The organism is Gemmatimonas aurantiaca T-27, from assembly GCF_000010305.1.
In the GTDB taxonomy this organism is placed as follows: domain Bacteria; phylum Gemmatimonadota; class Gemmatimonadetes; order Gemmatimonadales; family Gemmatimonadaceae; genus Gemmatimonas; species Gemmatimonas aurantiaca.
On sequence record NC_012489.1, the window covers coordinates 1 to 25,015 of the forward strand.

Consider the following 25,015-nt stretch of genomic DNA (forward strand, 5'->3'; position numbering starts at 1 on the left):
TTATCCACACCGCCCCCGGTACCTTCGCCCCCCCTCCGTCCGCGCGGCACACCGCCGCCGACCGGACTGGTCGCCTCCACCGCGCACTCTCCTCGCTGCCATGTCGCTTTCGCCTGCGGAAATCTGGGATCGCCTGCGCCAACGCGCGCGCCAGGTGCTCCCTGAGCAGGCCTATCGCGCCTGGCTCGAGCCCACGGAAGCCATCGGCCTCGACGACAATACGCTGCTCGTGGGCGCGTCCGATCAGTTTACCGCCGACTGGAACGAGTCCAAACACGCGGACCTGCTCGCCACATTCGCCCCGGTCGCACTCGGCCATCCCATCAAGATCCGCTTCAAGGTGCACCAGGAGCGCCTTGGACGGGTGCAGATGGACATGTTCGTCGCGCCGCCTCCAGTGGCTGTTAGCACGGCACCAATTGTACAGCAGCCGCGCATTTCAACGCCACTGAACCCCCGGTACACGTTCGACCAATTTGTCATCGGCAAATCGAACGACGTTGCCGCCGCCGCCGCCCAAGCGGCCGCGCAAGCCCCGGGTAAGGTCTACAATCCGCTCTTCATCTACGGCGAAACCGGACTCGGCAAAACGCACCTCATGCAAGGCATCGCCCATGAGCTGCTCCGCCGTACCCCCACGCTGCGCCTCGCCTACGTCGGCACCGAGCAGTTCACCAACGAATTCATCGGCGCCATCCAGGCCGGCGCCATGGGCGATTTCCGACGCCGGTTCCGCGAAATCGACCTGCTCCTGGTCGACGATGTGCAGTTCCTGAAGGGAAAGGAATCCACACAGGAAGAATTCTTCCATACCTTCAACGCCATCTATGAGGCCGGTCGACAGATCGTCCTCACCTCCGATCGGCCGCCCAAGGAGATCCCGGGACTCGAATCCCGCCTCGTCTCCCGCTTCGAATGGGGGATGGTCGCCAACATCGATTCCCCGGACCTCGAACACCGCATCGCCATCCTCAAGAAGAAGGCGAGCCTCGACCACCTCGAGCTCACCATTCCCGATGAGGTCATCGAGTTCATTGCCCAGCACGTGAAGTCCTCCGTGCGCGAACTCGAAGGGTCGATCATCAAGCTGCTGGCCTACGCCTCGCTCAAACACCGCGACATTTCCGTCGACCTGGCGCGCGAAGCCCTGCGCGACAAGCTACGCGCGGGCAGCTCCTCGGACTTCCCGGACGTCCCACCGACCACGATCACGGTGGCCACCATCCAGCAGGTCGTGGCCCGTGAATGGGGCGTGACCCCCGACGGCCTGCGCTCGAAGACCCGCACCAAGCAGCTCACCGTGCCGCGGCAGATTGCGATGTATCTCTGCCGAGAGTTGCTGGCGCTGCAGTTGGTGGAAATCGGCAACGCGTTTGGGGGTCGCGACCACTCCACCGTGATCCATTCGCTCGACAGAGTGGCCGACGAAATGAACGGCGACCCGGCATTTACCGAGCGGGTGCTCAAGATTCGGGGCATGTTGGAAAGCCTGAGGACAACTGGACAATTGGGGTCCTGAATCCCCACCCGTCCACACTTCCCCACACCAGCGACCCCGCTCGATGTGCGCAGCGGTGGAGAGAACCGCACTCCCCACAGCCAACCCACATCACCAGACATGGCGCAAATGCCCTACAGAACGTAGCTTGCGGCGTTTGTACACAAGTCCACATCCTCTGCTGCTACTACGGTTTTTATATCTAAAGACTGAATAACAGCAGCCAATCCACACGAACGGAAACCCGAACGGGCATGAAGTTCACGATCTCGCGTGAGAAGCTGCAGGAAGGCCTTCAGGCCGTAACTGCTGCCGTGCCGGCCAAGACCACCTTGCCCGTCCTGGCCAACCTGCTGGTCGAAACGACCGACCGTGGCATTCGCTTCTCTGCGACCGACCTCGATATCGCGGTCAGCACCGAAGTCAGCGCGGATGTCGAGACGCCCGGTGCCATCACCATTCCGGCCAAGAAGCTCGGCGAGATTGCGCGCGAGTTGCCGCCGTCGCCCGTGAAGATCTCGGCCAGTGGTGAGCAGCGCGTCACGCTCGAATGCGGTCGCTCCAAGTTCAAGCTGCTCGGATTGCCGCGCGACGAATTCCCGACCTTCCCCAGCGTCCGGTTCAACGACTCCTGGCGCGTGAAGTCCGGCGAGTTGCAGAAGCTCATCTCGCACACCGCCTTCGCGGTGAGCAACGAGGAGTCCCGTCCGATTCTCAACGGCGTGCTGTGGGAGCTGCGGGAAGAGCGGATGCGCATGGTGGCCACCAATGGTCACCGGCTGGCCAAGATGGAACTGCCTGTAGAGGCCAGCAGTGCCCCGCCAGGCGATTTGATCGTGCCCCCCAAGGCCCTGGAGCAGATCCGCCGTCTTTTCCCGGCAGAAGAGGAGCTGGAGATCGCACGCGGCGATAACCACCTGGGCTTCCGTTCGCCGTTCACTTCCGTCTTCACCCGCCTCGTCGAAGGGCCGTATCCCAACTACGAGCAAGTGATCCCGAAGGACAACGATCGGTACGCGTTGGCCGACAAGGCGGCACTCACCAGCGCGCTCAAGCGCATGAGTGTCATTGCGTCCGATCAGACGCACCGGATCAAGATGTCGTTCAATTCGGGCATGCTGAAATTCAGCGTGACCACACCGGATCTGGGCGAAGCCAGCGATGAACTGCCGATCAATTACACGGGTGATCAGCTCGATATCGGCTTCAACGCCACCTATCTGCTCGAGATCCTGCGTTTCATGCCCACCGAGCAGGTGCGCCTGACGTTCAAGGCACCGGAACGTGCGGCCACCATCGAGCCCGAAGGCTGGGATGACCCGGCCAAGTATCTCTGCCTGGTGATGCCGCTGCGCCTGATGGATTGAGATCGACTGCGCTGGACGCAGGGCAGAACACACAGCGAATACACGACGGGTCGTCCTAGCGGGCGACCCGTTCGGCTTTGAGCTCGATGCGTTGCACCACCTGCTGTACCCGTGGCACCCCTGCAGGAGAGCGTTCGCTCACCTGCAGCGTGAGCGTGCTGGTGCCTTCGAGTTTTTCGAGCACGCCGGTGGCGCGTCGCACATCAGCTCGCTGTGTGCCGGTCGATGTGCCACTGAGTTCGAGTGCACGAAACGCCGATCCGCCCTTCCCCTCGAGCGTCGCCGCCGATGTCCGAACGACGATGGCACGATTGTCGTCGAGGCGTTCAAGCTGATATTGGGTGGACGTGTGTACCGTGATCGGTACACCTGTACGGCAGACCAGCGACACCGTGCTGTCGCGCCAGCGATCACCGACGGCCACGCCATCGGGTATGCGAATGAGCAGATCCTTCGCCAAAGCCACCGCACCAAGTTCCGGCCGATCACACTCGTTGGCCAGCAGCGGTCGAGTCACCACCCGCGCGCTGACGCTGTCGAGCATCGCATCCAGCAGCAACAAGGCAAAGGCCGGCCGAGTCGGGGATTCTGGATTGTCGAGCGTCGAACGCACGGTGAAGGAGTCCACCTGACCCGTGGCCCGCAACGCGCCGATGGGTGTCCGGTCCATGCTCCACGAGACAAGTGCTCGCGACTCGATGCGCTGCTCGGCACGAAGATCCCCGCGGGATTCTCCTCGGGGATCCGTGCGCACCGTGACCGACGGTCGGCTGTCTGCCGGACGGGTTTCGGTCGCGGTGATACGTGCCACCGTATTCACCTGCCAGGTGCCGGCGATGCGCGAGGGAAGTGACACTCGCGCCACCACCCGCACCGGTGGTGCCGGCGCATCCGGGAGTGGCGTCGGTGTTGGCGCTGGCGACGGCGTCAGCGCAGGCCCTCCACAAGCTGCCGCCATCGCGAGCCCGATCAGACCGGTACACGCCGTCCAGCGATGGGTGACCACCGCGTGCACCACACGGGAAACACGAGCGCGTGTGGTCACGGAGTTCTGTGCAAGCGCATCAGCGCACAGGAAGGGAAACAGGAAACGCACGGAAAAAGCACGGATGTCACCGGCCTGTAAGCCGGGTTCTGTCGGTACACCGAGGTGCACCGGATGGTCATTCCTCTCGGCGTGTCGTCACCAACACGCTCCAGCAGCCTACCCGCGGCTCGATGCCCGAAAGCATCCTGTCGAGACGGGCCGTCTCTCACCGCCTATTTGGCCTTGCTCCGACCGGGGTTTACCGAGCCACGCCCGTTGCCGGACGCGCGGTGGGCTCTTACCCCACCCTTTCACCCTTACCGCCTTCTCGCGAAGACGGCGGTTTGCTTTCTGTTGCACTGTCCGTCGCATGCAGCTCACGCCGTATGCGCCCAGGCGTTACCTGGCGATCTGCCCTATGGAGCCCGGACTTTCCTCGGAACACGGGCGTGGCCATGAAGGCTCGTTCCCCTGTTTCGCGACCATCCGGCCGGTGACATCCGTACCCCGCAATATATCGCACGCCACCAACACAACGCCTAGCACCACACCAACGCAAAAGAATGACGACAGGCTGACGAAAGACCCTAGCATCGCCTCAGTGCCTCGCCAGCACAGTGCTCACACGAGGTGAGCACTTCGCGTCAGACATCGAGGGAGCCATGAGCAGCCTCGGCGGTCCATCATCCAAAGCGGTTCTCACCTTTCTCACACCCGCCGAACGATCACGCGTCGATGCGGCCGGGCAGGGTTGCTACACCACCATGCACCGCGAAGATCTCGAACAGGTGCTGGTCGATCTGCGCTCTCGACCCGTGTCAGCCATCATCGTCTCCGTGGCCCGCTATCAGCAACAACATGCGCCCCACATGGCTCGGCTCGTTCGCGAATTTCCCCGAGTGCCCGCCGTGGCACTGCTCACCGCCAACGAAGCGCGCACCACACAAGCACTGCTCTCCCTTGGCCATCAAGGGGTGCGTACCCTGGTCGATGCCCGTGACCCCGCAGGGTGGCGGGACCTTCGCCAATTTGTGGCCCGCGAGATTCCCGGCAGCATCGAAGCGGTCGCCATGCAACGCATGCGACAGGAACTCACCGCCGCGCGCCCCTCATGTCTCGCGTTTTTCGATGCGTTGTTCACGGTGCCCACCACACTCACGACAGTGCGCCAGCTCGCGCGCATGCTCGGGGTGATGCCCACAACATTCATGAGTCGCTTCTTCCGCAACGGCCTACCAGCACCCAAGAAGTACCTGGCACTCGCCCGGCTCGTACGCGCGGCCGCTTTGCTCGAAAATCCCGGCTACTCCATCACACAGGTCGCGCTGTTGCTCGAGTACTCCTCGCCGCAGAGTTTCTCCCGCCATGTGCAAGGCATGCTCGACTGCGGCGCCGCCACATTCCGGCGCCGCTATACCGGCGAATCCATGCTGCAGGACATGTGCGACCGCGTGATCATCCCTCATCGCCACGCGCTGCAGACGTTCGATCCGATCGATTCCCCACCGCCATGGCTCACTCGGCAGGACACACCGGTCTCCCTCGCCCTGCCGCACGCCGGCTGATACTGCCGCGTGCGGACAAGTCGCCGAATCGGCTACGGATCACTGTGCATCACCTGTGTTGCACGCACGTTGCCCAGATGTCACCACGTGGGTAGCTGTGTGCCAACTCACTCCACAATGCGCGACCGCTGCATGTGCTCCACATCGGCACGCATGAACGCATTGATGCGTCCGTCGGCGTCGAGGTATGCCTGCCGAACGTCCCGCAGGTGCTCGATCCCCAACTCACGCAACTGCGTCTGCAGTTCAGCACGCGACAACATCACCCGACGCAGATTCTGACGCAGCAGCCTGCCATCACGGACCAACATCAATGGTCCGCCATTCAGGAGCTGCCTCAGACGCGGTGACTGGTAGGACAACGCATCGAGACTGTACTCCCAGAGATACACCACCCCGACCATCACGGCGCCGCCGGTGAGCGCACCAAAATCCGATGCCAGCGCACCTTTCACGGCATCGGCAATCAGCACGACCGCCAGAAAGTCCGCACCAGTCAGCGTGCCTTTGGGACGGCGCAACAGACGCAGTACCACCACCACCGTCAGGTACATGAGCGTCGCATGGAGGAATAACTCCAACCAACTCACGCTCGGCGTGAACATCGCACGCCAGTCCGTGGCTGTGGCAGCTTGCATGGCCGTGGTGATCATGAGCACTCTCGCGGTGTGAGTGGAAACACTTCCGAGAGATCACTGCAACGGTTGCACCATACCAGACCCATCATGCCAAGCACGACACAGCGTGATTGACATCACATGAATCACACGATGTGATGCGCATTGACGCGCGCTACTGATGCGCGCTGTCATGCAGCGCGTGCAGCACGCGCTCAGGCCGCGTGTCGCCGCGCTACGGCACGCAGACGTGCGGTGGCATCGGCCAGATGCTGCGCGCTGCGAGAAAGGGCGTCATTGCCGACACGCTGCGCGGCCGATGCATCCACCGCCGAGCGTGCACTCGTGGCCGCACGTTGTGCGGACCCGTCGAGCGATTCGAACGCGGAAGCGGCGCCGGCGCTGAGACGGGCCTGCGTGTGGGCGAGCGTCGAGACTTCATCGCTCTGTCGGGCAATACGGGTGATGCCGTCCACCATGGAGGCCAGGGCCCGCGTGGCATCGCGCGCGATGGTACCAGCGCCTTCCACTTCCTGTGCGGTCGTATCCATCGCCGTCACCGCCACCGCGATGTCACCACGAACTCGCTGCACCGTACTGGCGATGCGCTTGGCCGCTTGAGCGCTTTCCACGGCCAACGCACGGATCTCATCCGCGACCACGGCAAACCCCAACCCGTCCTCGCCCGCCCGCGACGCCTCGATGGCCGCGTTCAGGGCGAGCAGATTGGTCTGCCGCGCGATGCGAGACACGGTCTCGACAAAATTGCCGACCTGCTCCGAGGCCGGGGCCAGCGCACGCACCTGCCTCGCGGCGTCGCCCACTTCGCGACCCACGTTCAGGAGCGCCTGCGCCGCCCGTTCGATCGCCTCCCGACTGGTGATCGCCGCGTCGTCGAGGGCGTGGGCATCGCTCGCCGTGGCCTCGGCTGTCCGTCGTGTGGTTTCTGCCGTCTGCCGGGCATCCTGACCCGTGCGGACACCGGTGGCGGCGCGTTCCCGCTGCTGACGCAACTCGTCGTTCAGCGCCTCTGACCCAGCGGCCACCTCCTGCGAACGGCGCTGCAGCGCATCGGATGCACTGGAGACCTCGGTCACGATGGTCGCCAGCTCTTCCGCTTCCCGTTGCACGGTTTCGATCAGCAGCGCGAGTTCATCGAGCATGCGATTGAATGAATGCTCGAGAAAACCCAGTTCGTCCGCATGACGGGCATCAGCCCGCGCCGTCAGATCACCGCGCTCCACCTGCGCCATACGCTCTCGCGTGCGCCGAATACGCCGGATGATGCGTGAGGGCATCGGGATCACCTGCTGCGCCACCACCAGCAACAGCACGGCCGCCAGCAGAACCTGGGGCCAGGGCGCCGCATCCTCAGGCCGCGCATGCGCGAATCCCGCGCTGGCCGCCAGAAATCCGGCCACGGAAGCCCCCGTGGCCACATAGCCCACCGTGGGGCCCCGATCGAACGAGTAGGGCACGATGGCCAGCACATACGCCAGTACGAACACCGGCTGGCCAAACATGTAGATCACCGAACTAATCAGCAGTGTATCGAACACTGCAAAAACATATTTGAGCCACCAACGATACAATTGATGCGATTTGCCGACATATGACAGAAGCCAGTTGAATCCGATCGCACCACAGAACATGGTCAGCACGACGGTCAGCGACTCGTGGGCGAGTCCCAGCCGCAGGCCGGTGAGCAGCACCCCGGCCACCACGATGATGCTCCAGAATCGACGGCGTGCGGCGACTGCGAACGTGGCCATGTCTTTGGCCCGTTCTTCGTCGAACAGCAAACGGCTATGCGGAGCGCCGCGGTCGAGGTCGTCCCGCCCGTCGCGGTCCGGTCCATGGCTGGACGGACCGGACGAGGCCGACGAGAGCATCAGCAGCGAAAGTGGGTCGTTGGGGACATGCGAGAGCATATCTCCACAGACGCACGAGTGGGGCCGGGGTCTCGCCGCGAAGGGCTGGTCGGGTTCCGGCCTTGTTCCGGCTCAGGCCGGCAATGGGGGGAGCAGGGGCAGCAACTGGGAGGCTGTGGCCAGTGCGCGCACCGTGAGGCCCGCGTTCTGGAGCGCCTCGCGTCCACCTTCTTCGCGGTCGACCAGCGCCAGAATCCCCAGGACTTCGCCGCCAGCCGCGCGGATGGCATCCACGGCTTTGAGCGCTGAGCCGCCGGTGGTGATCACGTCTTCCACCACCACGACGCGGTCGCCGGAGCGGAAGGGACCTTCGATGAGCTTCCCGGTGCCGTGTTGCTTGGCCTCTTTGCGAACCGTAAACGCCCGAACGAGTGCCCCGTCTCCACGCTCATGCGAGAGCGCGCTGGCGTGGGCGATGGCATAGGCGATCGGATCGGCACCCAGCGTCAGGCCGCCAACCGAATCCACGGACCAGCCGGATTCACGAAGATTGGCCAGACCGGCCCGCCCGATCAGCAGTTGCCCTTCCGGGCTCATCGCCGTCAGGCGGCAATCGATATAGAGCGAAGAGCGGCGGCCGGAGGCCAGCACAAAATCGCCCCGCTTGGCCGATCGATCGGCGAGCAGGGCGACGAGTTGCGACAGCGTAGAGTCAGTCACGGGACACAGAGCGGGTTCGGGAGCATCGATCGCACCCACGGGAGTGGGCGCGACGGCGGTGCCAGGCGATTACCCGCGGCGGAACAGCCCTCGCACCTTGCCGAGCAGTCCGGACTTGTCCTCGCTGGGCTCGGCGGCTGGGGCAGAGGCCGGTGACACCGCAGGGGTTGCCGCCTGGCGTGTTGATTGCGCGACCGGGGCCGACGGGTTGAGTGCGGCCTGCGTGAAGGCATCGGCAAAAGCTTTCACCGATGGATAGCGGTCGGCAGGCTGCTTGGACAACGCCTTCATCACCACCGACTCGATCGCTGCCGGAAAAGTGAGGTTGGGGCGTGCCTTGTTCAACGCCACGGGCGGCTGCGTGAGTAGCTGGGAGAACAGCTCACGCGGGGACTTTCCGGTATAGGGCAGTGTACCGGAGAGCAGGTAGTAGGCGATGGTGGCCAGCGAGTACTGGTCGGCGGCAGGTCCGACGAGTTCGCCGGACAGCGCTTCGGGGGCCACGTACATGAGCGTGCCCACGAAGAACCCGGCGCGGGTCAGTCGCTGGTCGGGAGCGGCATCGGTATCGGCAGCGATGCCAAAATCGAGCAGCTTCACCTGCTTGGTGGCCGGGTCGTACATCACATTCTCGGGCTTGAGATCGCGATGGACGATGTTGACATCGTGCGCGGCTTGCACGGCGCTGCAGATCTGGGACAGGACGCCGGCGACTTCGGGGGCCGGCAGTGGGCCCGCCTTCTCGGCGTACTTGTCGAGGATCTCGCCCGCAGCCCACTCGATCGCCAGGTAGTAGCGATCGGCGTCGGACTGCCCGTAGTCTAGGGTCCGCACGATGTTGGGGTGTTCCACTCGTGCGCCGAACTGCGCTTCACGCAGGAAACGCGCAACCGCCGTCTTGTCATGCTGCAGTTTTTCACGCAGCACCTTCAGGGCCACGGTGCCATGCTGCGCATGTTCCGCGCGGAAAACGGTGGAGGTTCCACCCTCACCCACTTTCCCGCGCACCGTATAACCGGCCAATGTCGTCCCGACTAGCGTCTCGATAGCCACGGGGCGAACGTAACGCCGACCTCCGATAGCAGCAAGTTGAATTTCTGATGATGATACCGGTCCGCAACATGTGCTCAGTGCTTGCTCACTCCACTTCACGTCGATCGGTGCGCCGATCGGTAACAGCACGCGTGACGACATCGGCGATGGCGTTGGCACTGCTGGTGGTGAATGCCTGCGCCAAACCACGTCCGACCGGTGATCCCGGCGGGGCCGCGCCAGTGGGTGCTGCTGCACCGGGTGGAGCGCCAGGCCTTCCGGGAGCAGCCGGCGCGCCTGCCACCACCGGTGACATGCAGCGGCTGTACCGCAACATGGGGCTTGTGGCCGGTGCGGCCACGCTGCCGTTTGTGGCCTCCGTGTCATTCCTGCCCTCGCCGACGCCGGACAGCACACTGGTGCTGTTGTCGCTGTCTCTGCCCTCGCGCGCACTCGGTTTCGGTCGGGAAGGAGAGCGCTACGTCGCCGGATACGTCGCCCGGGTGGAATTGCGCCGCGGCCCCACCGTGGTGCGCACCATCGAGGCCAATGAAACGGTGCGGGTGCCCACGTTCCGCGAAACGGCCCGCACCGACGAGAGCATCATCTGGCAGCAGTTCATCCGGGTGGCGCCGGGGCGGTATTCCATGAGCGTGGCCATCCGGGACGAAGGAGGCCTGCGCAACGCCGCGGAAGACGTCACGCTCGACGTGCCCCCCATGCGGATCGGGGCGTTGGCGTCCCCGGTTGCCGTGTACGAGGCCATTCCACGGCAAAGCGCGGACTCTCTGCCACGGCTGCTTGCCCGTCCCCGATCGACGGTGATCTTCGGCCAGGACTCGGTCCTGCCGATCTACATCGACGCCGTTGGCGCCAACGCGCCCGCTCGTGTCGATGTCCGGGTCGTGGGAGAGGGTGACCTGGTCAGTTGGACCAACAGCATCGAGCTGCAGCCGCGTGGCAATGCCCGCAGCACCACCATCACCATCCCGGTCACCCGGATGAGTGTGGGCCTGAACACGGTGCAGATGGCCATTCCGGGTACGCCAGACACCGTCCGCACCCGCGTACTCGTGACGCTGGGCGACGATCTGCCCATCGCCAATTTCGAAGAGATGCTGTCGTACCTGCGGTATTTCACCACGGCGGATCGCCTCAAGCCGCTTCGTGACGCCGCGCCCCTCCAGCGGGCCGAAGTGTGGGCCACGTTCCTCCGCGAAACCGATCCCGTGCCCGCCACGGCTGAACACGAGGGGCTCCGGGATTACTTTGGACGGATTCGCACCGCCAACACGCGCTTCAGGGATGATGCGCAAGTCGGCTGGCAGTCGGATCGTGGCATCGCCTTCGTGGCGCTCGGCGATCCCGACAACATCGTGGACACCGGCCTCATCGATCCAAATGCGCGCGTCCGCCAGCAGATCTGGGAATATCGTGAGCTGCGCGTGCAGCTCCTCTTCGTCGACCAGACCGGCTTCGGCCGCTGGCGTCTCGGCGCGCAGAGTCGCGCAGATCTCGACAACGCGATTCGTCGCAAGATGGCACAGCGCGAGCAGTAATCGCCTGATGCTGGTGGGTGACGTCGATGGCTGATGTCACCCGCCCCACGGCGCCGCGACTCTTTCTGATCGACGGCTATGCGCTGATTTACCGCGCATTTTTTGCCCTGCTGCAACGGCCGCTCTCCACGAGCCGCGGTGAGAACACCTCCATCGCCTGGGGCATCGCGAGTTTTCTCAAGCGTCTGCTGAACACACACCAGCCCGAATTGCTGGCGTGGGTGCATGACTCGGGCGCCACGTTTCGCGATGAACTGTATCCCGACTACAAGGCGACACGTGAGAAGCTGACCGACGACCTGCAGGCCGATTTTGATCAAGGGCTGCAGCGTGTGCTGCAACTGCTCGCTGCCTACGACATTCCGGTGCTGAGCGCGCCGGGCTTCGAAGCCGATGACGTGATCGGTACGATGGCGGCACGAGGTGTGGAGGCCGGTTACAACGTGGTGGTGGTGTCCGGCGACAAGGACTTCCAGCAGCTCGTGCGCCCCGGTGTGTGGCTGCTCAATCCTGGTCGTGGTGGCCCCGCCAGCGTGGACGAAAGCTGGGTGGGCGTGGAGAACGGCAGCGACCGCCTCGGCGTGCCCCCCGAACGCGTGATCGACTATCTCGCGATCGTGGGCGATACCTCCGACAACGTGCCGGGTGTGAAGGGCATCGGTGAGAAGGGGGCGATCGAGCTGATCACGCAGTATGGGCCACTCGAAAACATCCTGGCCAACGTCGAGAACATCACCAAGAAGCGTCCGCGTGAGGCCCTGCAGCAATACGCCGATTCGGCGCGTCTGTCGAAGCAGTTGGTGACCATTCACTGCGACGTACCGGTACCGTTCGAATCGGAGAAGCTGACGGTTGGCCAGCCCAATACCGACGCGCTGCGTGCGCTGTATCTCGAGCTCGAGTTCACGTCACTGCTCAAGGATGTCGGTGGTGCGGTCCCAGTAGCCACCTCTTCCGGCACCGGCGCCACGTCGACCGCCGCTGATGTGGCGCCCGCATTGCCCGTGCCCGGACGTCCGGCCGCACCAGCGGTGACGCTGGGTGAAAGTGGTGTTCCCGTGCTGGCCGATGCGCGCTATGTCACGGTCGACACGGTGGAGGCCCTCGCCACGTTGCTCACGCGGGTGCGCGAAGTGCCTTACATCGCGATCGACACCGAAACGGTGATCGAACCCGGCGCGCCGTTCGACGTGGATGCCTTGCGTTCCCGTCTGGTCGGTCTCTCCATTGCCGTGGCGCCCGGTGAAGCCTACTACCTGCCGTTTGCCCATCGCCGCGACGACGGCAGTGGCAATCTGGCGCTGCTGGCTGGCGATACGGGCACGGGTATCGTGGGCCGTCGCATCAATGCGGGTGCGCCCGAACCGGTGAACCTGCCCCCGTTCGACAGTGATGCGTGCGCCCCGTTACGCGCGATGCTGGAAGATCCGAGCGTCACGAAGATCGCGCAGAACGCGAAGTACGATCTGCTCGTCCTGCGCAGTTCCGGCGTGCGGGTGGCGGGTGTCGGCTTCGATACCATGCTCGCCAGCTACGTCCTCGATCCGGGACGTCGCTCTCATGGCCTCGACTTGCTGGCACTCGAGCAGCTCGGTCACACCATGACGGCGTACGACACGTTGGTGGGCAAAGGCAAGACGCAGCTACCGTTCGATGTGGCGCCGGTGGACACGGCTCGTGATTACTCGTGCGAAGACGTCGATATCACGATGCGTCTGCGCGCGAAGCTCGAGCCGATGCTGGCCGAGCATGCGCTGTTGTCGCTGTTTCAGGAGATCGAGGTGCCGCTGGTCTCGGTACTGGCCGAGATGGAGTGGGAAGGCATTGCCATCGACCTCGATTGGTTCGCGTCGCTCAAGGCGCGTTTTGCCGCGGAACGTGGACGCGTGGAGCAGGCGATCTACGCCGAGGCGGGCGAGGAGTTCAACATCAACTCCAACCCGAAGTTGCGCGCGATCCTGTTCGAGAAGTTGGGATTGCCGGTGAAGAAGAAGACGGCCACGGGTCCGAGTACCGATGCCAGCGTGCTGCAGGAGTTGGCCGAAGAAGGCCATGTGCTGCCGACGCTGCTCATGGAGTATCGCGAGATCTTCAAGCTCGAAGGCACGTACATCGATGCATTGCCGCGTCTCGTGCATCCGCGTGACCGTCGCCTGCATACGTCGTACAGTCAGACCGTGTCGGCCACCGGGCGGTTGTCGAGTCACGATCCGAACCTGCAGAACATCCCCATTCGCCGTGAGCTGGGGCGCGATATCCGCCGGGGTTTTGTGCCGCGCGAAGGATGGCGTTTGCTCAGCGCCGACTATTCGCAAATCGAGTTGCGTGTGCTCGCCCACCTCTCGGCCGACCCGGCCTTCGTGAGCGCGTTCAAGGCGGGTGGCGATATTCACCGGCAAACCGCGGCGATCATCTTCGGCGTACCACTCGAAGATGTCACGAGCGAGATGCGCGCACGGGCCAAGACGATCAACTTCGCGACCATCTATGGACAGGGCGCGCACGCGTTGTCACGGCAACTGCGCATCACGAACGCCGAAGCCAAGGCCTTCATCGAGACGTATTTCGAGCGCTTCGCGGGCGTGCGGGGCTTCCTCGATCAGTGTGTGGTGGATGCACGCGCCAGGGGATATGTGGAGACGTTGTTCAAGCGTCGTCGCTATATCCCCGAACTCAAGGAGCGCAACTTCAACATCCGCGCCTTCGGTGAGCGAGTGGCGCAGAACGCGCCCATTCAGGGTTCGGCGGCCGATCTGATCAAGATCGCCATGATCAACGTGCGCAACGCCATCGACGCCGAAGGCCTGGCGTCACGCATGCTGCTCCAGGTGCACGACGAACTGGTGTTCGAGCTGCCGGTGGAAGAAGCCGACACGCTGTCGGCTTTGGTGAAGCGCGAGATGGAGGGGGCGGCCGTACTGAACGTCCCCTTGCTGGTGGAAATGGGATTGGGCACCGACTGGGTATCGGCGAAGGCCTGATTTCCGGGCCGCCCAGACACCCGGAGACCGGAACCCCGGTCTTGCACTTTGCAGAATTCTGCGAGGCCTGCAAGACCGGGAACGGACCCTTCAACGGGGGCGATTTTTGTAAATCCTTGCCTTGAAACAGCTTATGTGTGCGCAAGTGCTCGGCACCATCGTTGCCCTAGGACGGGCCGCGGGAGCAACCGCTCCTGATCCATTCACCGCCTCCGGTGGGTGGATGAACCACGGTCGAGGACAACATCCATGGCATCCCGTCGCGCGTCCAAGGGCTTCACGCTCATCGAATTGCTGATCGTCGTCGTGATCATCGGCATCCTGGCCGCGATCGCGATCCCGAAGTTTCAGGACACGAAGTCGAAGGCGTATGCCACGTCGATCAAGAGTGATCTGAAGAACCTGACGTCGATGCAGGAGTCGTACTTTTATCACAACGAGACCTATGCCAACACCGCGGTCTCGACGGGCTTCGAGAGTTCGAAGGGTGTGAATATCGTGATTGCGGAATCGAACGGCAGCGGATGGTCTGCCTCTGCAACCCATCCGTCGTCGATCCCACTCACCTGCGCGGTATATTACGGAGCGGCCGCGCCCCTCGCGCCGGCCACGCGGGAAGGGGTGATCGAGTGCCAGTAATTGGGCCGGTTGTCACCTTCGTGACGACCACCCTGTGAGCAGGTCTGCATCCTGACGCCCATCGAACTGCCGGACATTGTGCATGACCCAGACTCCCGTCGACGCGCTGAGCGTTTGCGGGAGCTTGTCTATCGGTATCAATGCCGAGAGTTCGTTCGACGCCGCGACGGCATGATACACGCGATGGATGGTGGACTCTGGCTGCATCGCCATGTCTGGCTGGGCCGACAGTTGGTGCATCTCGTGAGCGTCGATCGAACGTTGCTCGAAGCGTTTGGACGCGATTGTGGTTTGCTGCTGGAGCGACTGCAGTACAAGCCGCTCAAAGATCCGCGTACCACCATTCGTCGCGAAGCTTGGCATTGGGACCTGGGTGGCCCCGTGTATCCGCCCCACGATCCCCGCATCATCGTGGGCGAGTCGGCGTCGTCCGACTGATTCCGCGGAAATCTGAGTGGAATTGCCGCTGCGGTGGTTCAGGCGCCGCTGACGGCCTGTTCGAGCAGGCCGGCGTCGTGGCGAATGGCATCACCTTCTGCGCGCAGCGTCTGCTGCAGCGCCGGATCGCGGCGGAACAGGCGATAGGCCCGGGCACGCCACCGCGCCCGTCGCAAACGATCCCCGTATCGCAGGTCGCTGCTCGCGGAAGGCACCAGTGTGAGCAGGAAGAGCAGGGCCCACCAGCCGCCAAACACCATCGCCACGATGGCGGTTTGTACGGCATAGGCCAGCAGCACCAGCACAAGCCCCATCACCAGCGTGCGCATGGCCGGTTCGTCCAGCGACTGTCCGGCACGCAGCGCCAGGCGCCTGGCAAGTTGCACCGGTACGACGTGTGTGAGGCGACCCCAGACCCCAACCGGAACGAGCAGCGCGGCCAGCATCATTTCCCGCACCGCAAACCGCACACCGGCCTTGGCACCGGCGTTGATCGCCAGATCCTGCACGTCGATCTGCAGCGTATCGAGGCGAGCCCGGAATGCGCGCACGCGGGCCTCGAACGCCGAGGCGCGAGCTTCCAGCACCGGATCCTGTCGGTCACGCAGCGCATCCGCCGCGCGATCGAGTCGACGCACCACCGCGAGCGTCTGACGCAGTGGCACCGCACTGTCGCCCAGTGGTGAAAGCGGCTCGAGCAAGGCGGCCACGGTCTTGCCTACCATCTGCAGACGTTCTGCGTCTTCGGGAGAATCGAAGTTGAGCGTGACGGATTCGAGTCGCTGGGTCACGATCTCGGTGAGCGTACTGACGCCCACCTGCGACGCACGCAGTGCATCGACATCGAGCGGTTCACCCACCTGCAGCAACACGCGCGAACGCGGGGCTTCCTTGCGCTCGAACAACAGCCCCACCGGCACGATACGGATGCCACGCACCCCATGGACCTCGGCCGCGTGCAGCGCCATGCGCGCCAGTCCGGTGCGCAGCGGTGCCAGATGGGGATCGTCGTGACTCTTGCCCTCGGGAAAGACCACGATGGCAGCCTGCTCCGAGAGCGCGGCGGCCACCGCATCAAACGCGGCCGCGTTGCGGGTGGGATCGACGGGCGCATCGGCGCCGTGACCGGTCTTTTCATCTGAGGCGCGGCGGAGCGGCACCACACCGACCGCAGTGAAAAAACGCGCGGCCAGCGGATTGGCGAAAATGGTGGCCTTGGCCGTGAAGCGCACACGACGCGGCATGGACCATCCTACGACCAGAGCATCCACCAGCGCATTGGGGTGATTCACCGCGAGAAACACGGGCCCTTCGCGTGGCACGCGCTCGATGCCCATCACCGTGATGCTGCGGTAGTACCAACGCAGTGCCACACCGGCGACGGGCTTGAGCACCGTGTACAGCAGCGAGGGTGACTCGCGTGGCTCGTTCATCGGGTCACGTGCACGAGATGATGCACGTCAGGTCACGCCGAGTGGGTGCGGGCGTTGGCTTCACGGGCCATCGCTTCGCCCTCCTTCGTATTCACCAGCATCAGCAGCGCGCCGCCCACCACGAAGAAGCCGATCACCCACAGAATGGCCCCTCGGCTGCTGCCCGTCTGACCGATGGCAATGCTGAACATGAGCGGCCCCAGAATGCCACCGAACTTTTCGAAGACGGAGTAGAAACCAAAGAACTCGCCGCTCTTGTGCTTCGGTACCATGCTCGCGAACAGGGAGCGGCTGAGGGCCTGTGTGCCGCCCTGCACCATGCCCACCAGAATGGCCAGGATGTAGAACTCCCGTGCCGTGCTGATGCCGTACGCAAAGATGCAGATGCCCGTGTACACCAGCAGGCCCAGCATGATGGACAGCTTGGCGCCCAACTTGCCGGCCAGCGTGCCAAAGGCAAACGCAAATGGGATCCCCACGAACTGCACGATCAGAATGGCGGTGATCAGATCGGACCGTTCAATGCCGATCTCCGTGCCGTACGCCGTGGCCATCTTGATGATGGTCTGAATGCCATCGTTGTAGATGGTGAAAGCCAACATGGTGAGAAACGCCTGCCGATAGTGCCGCAATTCACGCAGTGTTTCGCCGAGTCGCGTGAACGCCACGACAAAGGGATTGGCGGTACTGCCTTCGTCTGCTTCGAGTGCCCGTCGGGGTTCCGGGACACGCCGGAACACGGGAATGCTGAACAGCAGCCACCAGATGCCCACCGACACAAAAGCCAGACGGACCGGCAGCGTGGCCTGCGCCCGCGTGAGCCCTTCACCGCTGGGCAATCCGATGAGACCCGGATTGGTGATCCACGCCAGATTGATCGCGAGCAGCACACCCCCGCCCACGTAGCCCATCGCGTACGCCGCCGTCGACACCCGATCGATTTCCCGTTCGTCGGCGATGTGCGGCAGCAACGACTCGTAGAACGTCATGCTGCCCGTGGCGCCCGCCATCGCCAGAATGAACAGAGTGGACGCGAGCAGCAGATCGCCGTGCATGATGAAGTACATGCCCAGTGTGCTGAACACGCCGATCAGCATGAACACGGCGAGAAAGGGCTTCTTGGCCGCCTTGTAGTCGGCGATGGCCCCGAGAATCGGGCCCAGCACTGCGATCAGGATCGCGGCGATCGTATTGGCGTTGGCCAGCGCCTGCGTGGCTTCTTCGGGCGGGCGGCCATCGCCGGCCACCGAGATGAAATAGATCGGGAAGACGGCGGTCATGATCACCGTCTGCATGGCCGACACGGCCCAGTCGTACATCGCCCAGGCTCGCAGCTCCGGGCGATGGAGCCCGAGCGCGTTCAACACGCCGCGGGGCGACGATGGAGCGGGAGAAGCTGCTGCAGCCATGACACGATCCGGAGGTGGGGCGTTCGGCACGTTCGCCGCTGCCATTTCGCGCCCGTTGCGGCAGATTGAGATGACGGTCCGGAATTGTCAGGATCCGTATCGCGGCTGTCCAGTGCGGTCACCGCGTTCACTCCACCAGTTCGGTACCAGTCTACCAGGTTCGTGATGCGCACATGGCGTGCAACGCTCCCCGCGGCGTTGCTCCTGACACTGAGTTCGGCGGCGTTCGTGGCTTGCGACCGCTCCCGATCGGCATCCCCCGACGATTCGACGTCCACGTCATCGTCGGGCAGCGCAGGGTCGGATCGCACCGAGGCCATCGTCAACAGTGGATGGGACACGGCGGCGGGTGCGCTGCTGGTGCTGCCCACCGTAGACGGAGGCATGGTGGCCGGATCGCTGCTGCGTCCGGAAGCCACCGAACTCACCGTCGCCGACACGGTGGGAGTGGGCGCTGCCATGGGCGATCGCCGCGTCGAGCTCTTTGCCCGTAGTGGAAAAATCGGTTCGGCGTTGCTCAGTGTGGAAGCCGCACCGAAGACCGAAGCCGGTTGCACCGCCTGGCCCGTGGCCCGTCTGGCAATCGATGGCGGTTCGGTGGCCACACCCTGGACGGCCGCCTTCATGGCTGGCCGGGTCACGCCCGTACCGCTCGATTCCATTGAAGGGCTCGCTGTGCGCGATTCGGCCCGTCTGGCGGCCGATCTCACCCGGCTCGCGTCCGGTCTGCCCGACGACACCAGCCAGACGTTTCGCACGCTGCCGCTGGTGGTGCTGCGCGCGTGGCGTACGGCCAGCCTCGACAGCGGCTTCGTGGTGGCCACCCTCGTGCGGCGCGTGAACCAGGAAGACGCACCCAAAGAAGAACGGCTGGTGGTTGTGGTGAACACCGGTTCGGCAGATGCAAAGACCTGGAACGTCGCCTGGCATGAACGTGCGTCGGGTCACGAAGAGGAGCTGGTCGTGGCCGAGCCGTTGTTGGCGTTCCGCACGGCGCGTTCATCGGACCTGCATCTGCTGTTCGGTCGGGATGACGGAATCGCGCTCGGTGCGGCCGTTCTCACGCGTGTCGCGGGGACGTGGCGTGTGTTGTGGGAAAGTGCCGTCGCAGGGTGTGACTGACGGATTTTCAAGTCCTCCATTTCGTGTCGGTGCGGCTCTAGTTTGACCCCATGACAGTCCCCGCCGCATCGACCACCGACGCCACGCTTGTCGCGCGCGTCGCCACAGAACTCTCGCTGAATCCGCAACAGGTTCAGCGCACCCTCACGCTCTTTGCCGAGGGCGCCACACTCCCCTTCATCGCCCGATACCGCAAGGAAATCACGGGCGGTCTCGACGAAGTGCAGCTCCGCGATGTGCGTGAGCGCGCCGAGTATCTCACCGAGCTCGAGGACCGCCGCGCGGCCATCCTCAAGAGCATCGACGAACAGGGGAAGCTGGACGACGTGCTCAAGGCCGGCATTCTGGCCGCCGACACCAAGCAGGCGCTCGAAGATCTGTATCTCCCCTACAAGCCCAAGCGGCGCACGCGGGCCATGATCGCGCGCGAGCGTGGTCTGGCGCCCTTGGCCGAATCGTTGTGGGATGGTTCGCTCACCGACGCGACCGCTGCTGCCAAGGCTGCAGAGTTCGTGCTCCCCGAAGTGGATGGCAAGCCGTCGGAAGTGCCCACCGCCGATGCCGCGTTGCAAGGCGCGCGCGACATCATTTCCGAGCAGGTGGCGGAAGACGCGGTGGTGCGTGGCTGGGTGCGTGAAGTCACGCGCGCCAAGGGTGTGGTGAAGAGCACGGTGCTGGCGGAGAAGAAGAGCGACGAATCCAAGTTCAAGGACTACTTCGAGTTTTCCGAGTCGCTGGGCACCATTCCCAGTCATCGCATGCTGGCCATTCGCCGCGGTGAAACCGAAGGCGAGTTGTTGTGGCGTGTGGAAGCGCCGGTGGACGAGATCAATGCGCGTCTGGCCGGCGAGGTGATCGGCAGCCGCAAGGCCACGCAGCAGCTCACTCTCGTGGCTGCCGATGCGTACAAGCGCCTGCTCGCGCCGGCCATCGAAGTGGAATTGCGTGTGGAGCTCAAGACCCGCGCCGATGACGAAGCGATCACCATTTTCGGTCGCAATCTGGAGCAGTTGTTGTTGGCATCACCGGCCGGCGAGAAGCGGGTGATTGGTCTCGATCCGGGCTTCCGCACGGGTGTGAAGGTGGCGGTCGTGAGTGCCACCGGTGCGCTGGTGCACACCGACACGCTGTACCTGCACCAGGAAGATCGGTTTGCCGGCGCGGTGCGGGCGATGATCGAACGCTTCAAGCCCGAGCTCATTGCCATTGGCAATGGCACGGCGAGCCGCGAAACGGAGACGCTCACCAAGGCGGCGCTGCGCGAGATGGATGCACCACGTCCGCAGGTGGTGGTGGTGAATGAAGCCGGCGCCTCGGTGTATTCAGCCAGCGATCTGGCTCGTGCTGAATTCCCGGAGCTCGACGTGTCGTTGCGTGGTGCGGTGAGCATTGCGCGCCGCCTGCAGGATCCGCTGGCCGAGTTGGTGAAGATCGACCCCAAGAGCATCGGGGTGGGGCAGTACCAGCACGACGTGAATCAGTCGCGTCTCAAGCAGCGTCTCGATGACACGGTGGAAAGCGCCGTGAATCGTGTCGGGGTGGAAGTGAACACGGCGTCGGCGGCGTTGTTGGGTTATGTGGCCGGTATCGGGCCGTCGCTGGCGCAGGCCATCGTCACGCTGCGCGACAGCAAGGGCGGCTTCAAGTCACGCGGCGATCTCAAGGACGTTCCGCGCCTGGGCGCCAAGGCCTTTGAACAGTCGGCCGGCTTTCTTCGTGTGCGCGGTGGGGCCCATCCGCTCGACAGCAGCGCGGTGCACCCCGAGCGCTACGCCCTGGTGGAACGCATGGCGAAGGATCTCAGTGTGAACGTGACCGAATTCCTCGGCACCGATACGCTGGTCGATCGCATCGAACTGACGAAGTATGTGAGTGACGATGTGGGTATGCCCACCCTGCGCGATATCGTGGCCGAACTCAAGAAGCCCGGTCGTGACCCACGTGCCGCGTTTGAACCGCCCGCGTTCCGCGAAGACATCCAGAAGCCCAGCGATCTGCTGCCGGGCATGGTGCTGGAAGGCGTGGTCACCAACATCGTGGCGTTCGGGGCGTTCGTGGATATCGGCGTGCACCAGGACGGGCTCGTGCATGTGAGCCAGTTGTCCGATCGCTACATCAAGGACGCCAACGATGTCGTGAAGGTGGGCCAGAAGGTGAAGGTCACCGTGCAGAACGTCGACCTGCCGCGCAATCGCATTGCCCTCAGCATGCGCAGCGATGGCGGCACCAGCGGCGCACGAGCTGGCGCAGCAGGTGAAGGGGGCACGCGACGTGACGTGCAGGACAACAACCGCAACACGCGTGACGGCGGGCGCGATGGCGGACGTCCGGCCAATCGTGGCTCGACGCGTCCGGCGGCCCCGGCCGCCAAGCCGTTTGTGCCCACCAAGGGTTCGGTGGCGCCCAACGGGATTCGTTTCAAGTAGCCGTCAAGTCGCCATGACACCGCCGCGACGTCATGGGATCGCGGCGCGTGAAGTGGTCGTGTGAGACGATCGTGAGATACGCTCGCGCAAATCTCCGCAGCCATCCATTTTTTCGCTCCTATGGATACGCTGCGGAGATTCCTGTATGTGCTGGCCGCGATGGTCGCGGCCCTGGCGGGTGATGTCGTACGCGCGCAGTCGACGGCTCCGCCGCGCGCGCTGCTGCCCATCGAGTTCCCCAACTCCGCCGAATACGGCTGGATGGCCAAGCCGGTGCACGCGAGTCGTGTGCTGGATGACCTCACGCAGCCAGCCAACTGGAAGTTCTCGGGCGCCGGCACCATTTCGTTCCCTGAAACGCCACGCCTTGGCGACATGCGGGCGCTGCGGGTGGAGATGCAGTTGCACCGGCCGCCCAATCTGCCCGAGCGTATGCGTCTGCCCGCCGTGAACCTGCGGCGCGCGGTGGCCAATGAAGATTGGAGCGGATACAACCGCATCGTCATTTGGATCAAGCCGGACTTTGCCGGTGTGCCGGTGTTGCCGTTGCAGTTGGTCATGCACAATGCGGGCGCGGTGAAGGTGCCCGATCGGTATGGTCGCGAAGGCACACACTTTGTCACGTTGGCGCAGCAGGGGTGGCAGCAGATCATTTGGGAGATCGAGCCCCTCGCGCGCGATCGGGTCACCCTGTTCGAGATCGGCTATTTCGTGAATCGCATGATCGCGAACCCCGACGATCACGTGGCTTTTGAAGTGGGCCGCATCGAATTGCAGAAGGTGGACACCGATGTGCACACCGGCTGGAGCGTGGGAGCGGGCAAGTTTGCGTTCAGCCACAGTGGCTATCAGGTGGAGAGCCGCAAATCGGCCATCGCGAACGGTCTGGCTGGCACGCACTTCGATGTGGTGCGTGTGGGCGACATTGCGTTTGGCGAGACGATGCTGCGCAAGCCGATACAGCAGATCACCACAGCCACCGGCACCCATCAGCAGCTCGACTTCTCCGAACTCACCGCGGCAGGGCGCTATGTGCTGCGCGCCGGCGCCCACATCAGCAAGCCGTTCGTGGTGAGCGATACCGCGTGGCTGCCGTCCATCTACAAGTCGCTCAACTTCTACTATGGCAACCGCTGTGGTTTCGACGTGCCCGGTGTGCACGGTATCGATCATCTCGACTGGTTTGCCACACTGGGTGACAAGCGTCTCACCATGAGTGGGGGCTGGCATGACGCGGGCGATCTGTCGCAGGGGGTGATCAACACCGGCGAGGGATCGTATGCGATGTTCGCACTGGCCGAGCGTTTGGCGGCGCAGGGGCAACATCCGGTGCTGGTGGATCGCCTGATCGAAGAAGCGTCGTGGGGGCTCGACTGGGTGCTGCGCGTGCGCTTCGGCGGTGGATATCGTGTCGGCTTTGGCGCGCACAACTTCTGGTCGAACAACATCGCCGGTGACGGTGATGATCGTTTTGTCGAAGCGAAGAACAATCCCAATGCCAACTACATCGCGGCCGCTGCTGGTGCGATCGCGGCGCGGGTACTGCGCACGCGTGATCCGGCGCGCGCCACCGAGGCTCTACGCATTGCACGGGATGATTGGGCACATGCCATCGTCGGCATTGAAGGTCCGTCTACCTGGCACACGCCGGCGTTTGCGGCGTCGCGCATGGAACTGGCCGGCATTGGTATCACAGCGTCGATCGAGCTGTGGCATGCCACCCATGAAGCCCAGTATCGCGACAAGGCCGTGGAGCTCGCGCGCATCGTGATGGCGTCGCAGCAGGTGGCCCGTGTGGGCAGCACGATGCCGCTGTCCGGGTTCTTTTACACCGGCCCCGATCGTGACACGATCTTTCATCAGTTCCACCGTGCCGCCGATCAGGCGCCGGTGGTGGCGCTCACCCAACTCATCGACGCACTGCCCCATCACGTCGACTGGATGTCGTGGTATGCGACCGTGGTGCGTTACGCCGAGTACCAGAAGCAGTCGTCGCGCGTGACAGCGCCATACGAAGTGCTGCCCGCGTACGTGTATCGTTTGGCCGACAGCGTGCAGGTGCCCGATTCGGGCGGTCGCTATCTCGAGTCGCGCAAGGAATACGCCGAACAGGTACGGGCGGGCACTGCCATGGGCGATGGCTGGTATCTGCGCACCTTCCCGGTGTGGTTCCAGCGTCGTGGCAACTACGGCGTGTTGCTTTCGCAGGCGAAAGGTTTGTCGGCCGCGTCACGCATGCGCGGTGATCGCGAGGGGCTCGAACTCGCCACGCGCCAGGCCGAGTGGGTGGTGGGGCGCAATCCGTTCAGCCAGAGCACCATGTACGGCGAAGGGTATGACTGGGCGCAACAGTACAGCGTGTCATCGGGCGACATGGTGGGCACGTTGCCCGTGGGCATGCAGAGCCGCGGCACCAGCGACCTGCCGTACTACCCGTCGCAGAACATGTACGTGTACAAGGAAGTGTGGGTGCACTCCAACAACCGCTGGCTGTGGTTGATGGAAGACCTGTTGCCGCGCTACACGCTGGCGGCGGCGGCCAATACGTTTGCGTTCACGAGCAACACGGCGCCCAATGGTGATGTCACGCTGCGACTGACGCTGAGTGGCTCTGGGGTGCGTCGCATTTCCTTGCGCGTCGACAATCTCAAGTTGCGCGTCCCCAATCAGGCCACGCAGTCCATCACGTTGCGGACGAACGAGCCAATCACGCTCACCTGGACGGCGCGTCGTGAACGACCGGACGCACCATGGGTGGCTGTTGTGGCTGAGGAGGGGGGAGTTCGGCGGGCGGATCAGTACGGGCACTGATGGCGGGCTCCCGATCCGTACCCGGTTCGTCGAACTGCCGCGTCAGCCAGAACGCCAGCGCCGCCCAGAACCCCAGGGCGGCGGCGCTGAAGATCCAGTATCGAATCCCGGGGTGAAATGTCAGCGCCACCACGACGACCACGGCTGAAGCCGAGGCCAGGAATCCCGTGAGCGCCCGTCCAACCGCAGACCTCGTTCCGCGCTTGAATGCGGCCGCGCAGAACGCGGTGGTGATGGCGTGTGCTGCGGTGGTCCAAATGAGGGGCTGAAAGGCGCCCCCCGACCCGTCAAACACCACCAATGACGCCGCGCCGGCCGCTGCCATGGCGGACATCGCACCGAACGCGCGTGAAAGCGGAGCCTTCCATCGGTCGAGGACCATGCTTTCCCTACGCCGGGCCCGACCGCCGGATTCATGGTCCCCGCCGATAGCACCGACTGACGCGCAATTCTGCGAAGCCCGCTATCGGACGGGACGAACCGCTGAGGCCTCGCCTCGC

Annotated in this window: 18 protein-coding genes and 1 other RNA gene; 10 read left to right on the forward strand and 9 right to left on the reverse strand. The window is 64.1% G+C overall.

Annotation, left to right across the window (positions count from 1 at the left end; translation table 11 throughout):
• Nucleotides 1–100: 100 nt before the first annotated feature.
• Nucleotides 101–1,519 carry a chromosomal replication initiator protein DnaA gene (gene dnaA, locus GAU_RS00005; RefSeq protein ID WP_012681491.1) on the forward strand — a complete coding sequence of 473 codons (1,419 nt, stop codon included), beginning with the start codon at nucleotides 101–103 and terminating at the stop codon, nucleotides 1,517–1,519.
• A gap of 233 nt (nucleotides 1,520–1,752) precedes the next feature.
• Nucleotides 1,753–2,865, forward strand: a complete 1,113-nt coding sequence (gene dnaN, locus GAU_RS00010) for a DNA polymerase III subunit beta (RefSeq protein ID WP_012681492.1) — start codon at nucleotides 1,753–1,755, stop codon at nucleotides 2,863–2,865.
• A gap of 55 nt (nucleotides 2,866–2,920) precedes the next feature.
• Here the strand turns inward: dnaN and GAU_RS22080 are convergent, their stop codons facing one another.
• Entirely contained in the window at nucleotides 2,921–3,910 is a 990-nt protein-coding gene (locus tag GAU_RS22080; RefSeq protein WP_156798825.1) for a hypothetical protein, read from the reverse strand.
• Nucleotides 3,911–3,972: 62 nt separating this feature from the next.
• An RNA gene (rnpB, locus tag GAU_RS21585) (RNase P RNA component class A) lies at nucleotides 3,973–4,390 on the reverse strand.
• 164 nt (nucleotides 4,391–4,554) lie between these two features.
• On the opposite strand from rnpB, the gene GAU_RS00020 reads away from it, so the two are divergent.
• Nucleotides 4,555–5,457 carry a helix-turn-helix domain-containing protein gene (locus tag GAU_RS00020; protein ID WP_041265087.1) on the forward strand — a complete coding sequence of 301 codons (903 nt, stop codon included), beginning with the start codon at nucleotides 4,555–4,557 and terminating at the stop codon, nucleotides 5,455–5,457.
• A 107-nt stretch (nucleotides 5,458–5,564) separates the two neighbouring features.
• Here the strand turns inward: GAU_RS00020 and GAU_RS00025 are convergent, their stop codons facing one another.
• From GAU_RS00025 to GAU_RS00040, 4 genes are all read right to left on the reverse strand, one after another.
• The gene (locus GAU_RS00025) at nucleotides 5,565–6,110 is read right to left on the reverse strand and encodes a DUF421 domain-containing protein (RefSeq protein WP_052574151.1); all 546 of its coding nucleotides are present in this window, start codon (nucleotides 6,108–6,110) and stop codon (nucleotides 5,565–5,567) included.
• 179 nt (nucleotides 6,111–6,289) lie between these two features.
• Complete coding sequence (locus GAU_RS00030) at nucleotides 6,290–8,005, reverse strand: methyl-accepting chemotaxis protein (protein WP_012681496.1); 1,716 nt, start codon at nucleotides 8,003–8,005, stop codon at nucleotides 6,290–6,292.
• 72 nt (nucleotides 8,006–8,077) lie between these two features.
• Nucleotides 8,078–8,665 carry an orotate phosphoribosyltransferase gene (gene pyrE, locus GAU_RS00035; RefSeq protein ID WP_012681497.1) on the reverse strand — a complete coding sequence of 196 codons (588 nt, stop codon included), beginning with the start codon at nucleotides 8,663–8,665 and terminating at the stop codon, nucleotides 8,078–8,080.
• A 69-nt stretch (nucleotides 8,666–8,734) separates the two neighbouring features.
• Nucleotides 8,735–9,718: a serine/threonine-protein kinase gene (locus GAU_RS00040; RefSeq protein WP_169307542.1), complete on the reverse strand. Its 984-nt coding sequence runs from the start codon at nucleotides 9,716–9,718 to the stop codon at nucleotides 8,735–8,737.
• A gap of 131 nt (nucleotides 9,719–9,849) precedes the next feature.
• Here GAU_RS00040 and GAU_RS20080 point away from each other — a divergent pair, with 131 nt between their 5' ends.
• From GAU_RS20080 to GAU_RS00065, 4 genes are all read left to right on the forward strand, one after another.
• Nucleotides 9,850–11,256 (forward strand): GWxTD domain-containing protein, encoded by a 1,407-nt coding sequence (locus tag GAU_RS20080; protein WP_052574153.1) that lies wholly within the window; start codon nucleotides 9,850–9,852, stop codon nucleotides 11,254–11,256.
• Between the two features lie 26 nt (nucleotides 11,257–11,282).
• Nucleotides 11,283–14,237, forward strand: a complete 2,955-nt coding sequence (gene polA / locus GAU_RS00055; protein WP_012681500.1) for a DNA polymerase I — start codon at nucleotides 11,283–11,285, stop codon at nucleotides 14,235–14,237.
• Between the two features lie 249 nt (nucleotides 14,238–14,486).
• Nucleotides 14,487–14,876, forward strand: coding sequence for a type IV pilin protein (locus GAU_RS22785; protein WP_012681501.1), 390 nt, complete (start codon nucleotides 14,487–14,489; stop codon nucleotides 14,874–14,876).
• Nucleotides 14,877–15,047: 171 nt separating this feature from the next.
• Nucleotides 15,048–15,314, forward strand: a complete 267-nt coding sequence (locus GAU_RS00065) for a hypothetical protein (protein ID WP_156798826.1) — start codon at nucleotides 15,048–15,050, stop codon at nucleotides 15,312–15,314.
• Nucleotides 15,315–15,352: 38 nt separating this feature from the next.
• Here the strand turns inward: GAU_RS00065 and GAU_RS20085 are convergent, their stop codons facing one another.
• Nucleotides 15,353–16,747: a lysophospholipid acyltransferase family protein gene (locus tag GAU_RS20085; RefSeq protein WP_012681503.1), complete on the reverse strand. Its 1,395-nt coding sequence runs from the start codon at nucleotides 16,745–16,747 to the stop codon at nucleotides 15,353–15,355.
• 32 nt (nucleotides 16,748–16,779) lie between these two features.
• A complete protein-coding gene (locus tag GAU_RS00075; protein WP_012681504.1) occupies nucleotides 16,780–18,156 on the reverse strand; it encodes an MFS transporter in 1,377 nt (458 codons plus the stop codon).
• Nucleotides 18,157–18,321: 165 nt separating this feature from the next.
• On the opposite strand from GAU_RS00075, the gene GAU_RS00080 reads away from it, so the two are divergent.
• The 3 genes from GAU_RS00080 to GAU_RS00090 all read left to right on the forward strand — a co-directional run bounded on the left by GAU_RS00080 (nucleotide 18,322) and on the right by GAU_RS00090 (nucleotide 24,515).
• Nucleotides 18,322–19,278: a hypothetical protein gene (locus tag GAU_RS00080; RefSeq protein WP_012681505.1), complete on the forward strand. Its 957-nt coding sequence runs from the start codon at nucleotides 18,322–18,324 to the stop codon at nucleotides 19,276–19,278.
• A 50-nt stretch (nucleotides 19,279–19,328) separates the two neighbouring features.
• On the forward strand, nucleotides 19,329–21,704 hold the full coding sequence (locus GAU_RS00085; protein WP_012681506.1) for a Tex family protein: 2,376 nt from the start codon (nucleotides 19,329–19,331) through the stop codon (nucleotides 21,702–21,704).
• Between the two features lie 120 nt (nucleotides 21,705–21,824).
• Nucleotides 21,825–24,515, forward strand: coding sequence for a glycoside hydrolase family 9 protein (locus GAU_RS00090; protein WP_041265091.1), 2,691 nt, complete (start codon nucleotides 21,825–21,827; stop codon nucleotides 24,513–24,515).
• On the opposite strand, the gene GAU_RS22360 is transcribed toward GAU_RS00090, so the two are convergent.
• Entirely contained in the window at nucleotides 24,418–24,849 is a 432-nt protein-coding gene (locus GAU_RS22360; RefSeq protein WP_231847946.1) for a hypothetical protein, read from the reverse strand. The two genes, GAU_RS00090 and GAU_RS22360, sit on opposite strands and share 98 nt — an antisense overlap.
• Between the last annotated feature and the right edge of the window lie 166 nt (nucleotides 24,850–25,015).

Excerpts from the sequence above, each read along its gene's own strand:
- GAU_RS00090 (WP_041265091.1), top strand. The coding sequence starts at position 21,825 with ATGGATACGCTGCGGAGATTCCTGTATGTGCTGGCCGCGATGGTCGCG.
- polA (WP_012681500.1), top strand. The coding sequence starts at position 11,283 with ATGGCTGATGTCACCCGCCCCACGGCGCCGCGACTCTTTCTGATCGAC.
- GAU_RS22785 (WP_012681501.1), top strand. The coding sequence starts at position 14,487 with ATGGCATCCCGTCGCGCGTCCAAGGGCTTCACGCTCATCGAATTGCTG.
- GAU_RS00075 (WP_012681504.1), bottom strand. The coding sequence starts at position 18,156 with ATGGCTGCAGCAGCTTCTCCCGCTCCATCGTCGCCCCGCGGCGTGTTG.
- GAU_RS00080 (WP_012681505.1), top strand. The coding sequence starts at position 18,322 with ATGCGCACATGGCGTGCAACGCTCCCCGCGGCGTTGCTCCTGACACTG.
- GAU_RS00030 (WP_012681496.1), bottom strand. The coding sequence starts at position 8,005 with ATGCTCTCGCATGTCCCCAACGACCCACTTTCGCTGCTGATGCTCTCG.
- GAU_RS00085 (WP_012681506.1), top strand. The coding sequence starts at position 19,329 with ATGACAGTCCCCGCCGCATCGACCACCGACGCCACGCTTGTCGCGCGC.
- GAU_RS20085 (WP_012681503.1), bottom strand. The coding sequence starts at position 16,747 with ATGAACGAGCCACGCGAGTCACCCTCGCTGCTGTACACGGTGCTCAAG.
- GAU_RS22360 (WP_231847946.1), bottom strand. The coding sequence starts at position 24,849 with ATGTCCGCCATGGCAGCGGCCGGCGCGGCGTCATTGGTGGTGTTTGAC.
- dnaA (WP_012681491.1), top strand. The coding sequence starts at position 101 with ATGTCGCTTTCGCCTGCGGAAATCTGGGATCGCCTGCGCCAACGCGCG.
- GAU_RS00065 (WP_156798826.1), top strand. The coding sequence starts at position 15,048 with ATGATACACGCGATGGATGGTGGACTCTGGCTGCATCGCCATGTCTGG.
- GAU_RS00020 (WP_041265087.1), top strand. The coding sequence starts at position 4,555 with ATGAGCAGCCTCGGCGGTCCATCATCCAAAGCGGTTCTCACCTTTCTC.
- dnaN (WP_012681492.1), top strand. The coding sequence starts at position 1,753 with ATGAAGTTCACGATCTCGCGTGAGAAGCTGCAGGAAGGCCTTCAGGCC.
- GAU_RS00025 (WP_052574151.1), bottom strand. The coding sequence starts at position 6,110 with ATGATCACCACGGCCATGCAAGCTGCCACAGCCACGGACTGGCGTGCG.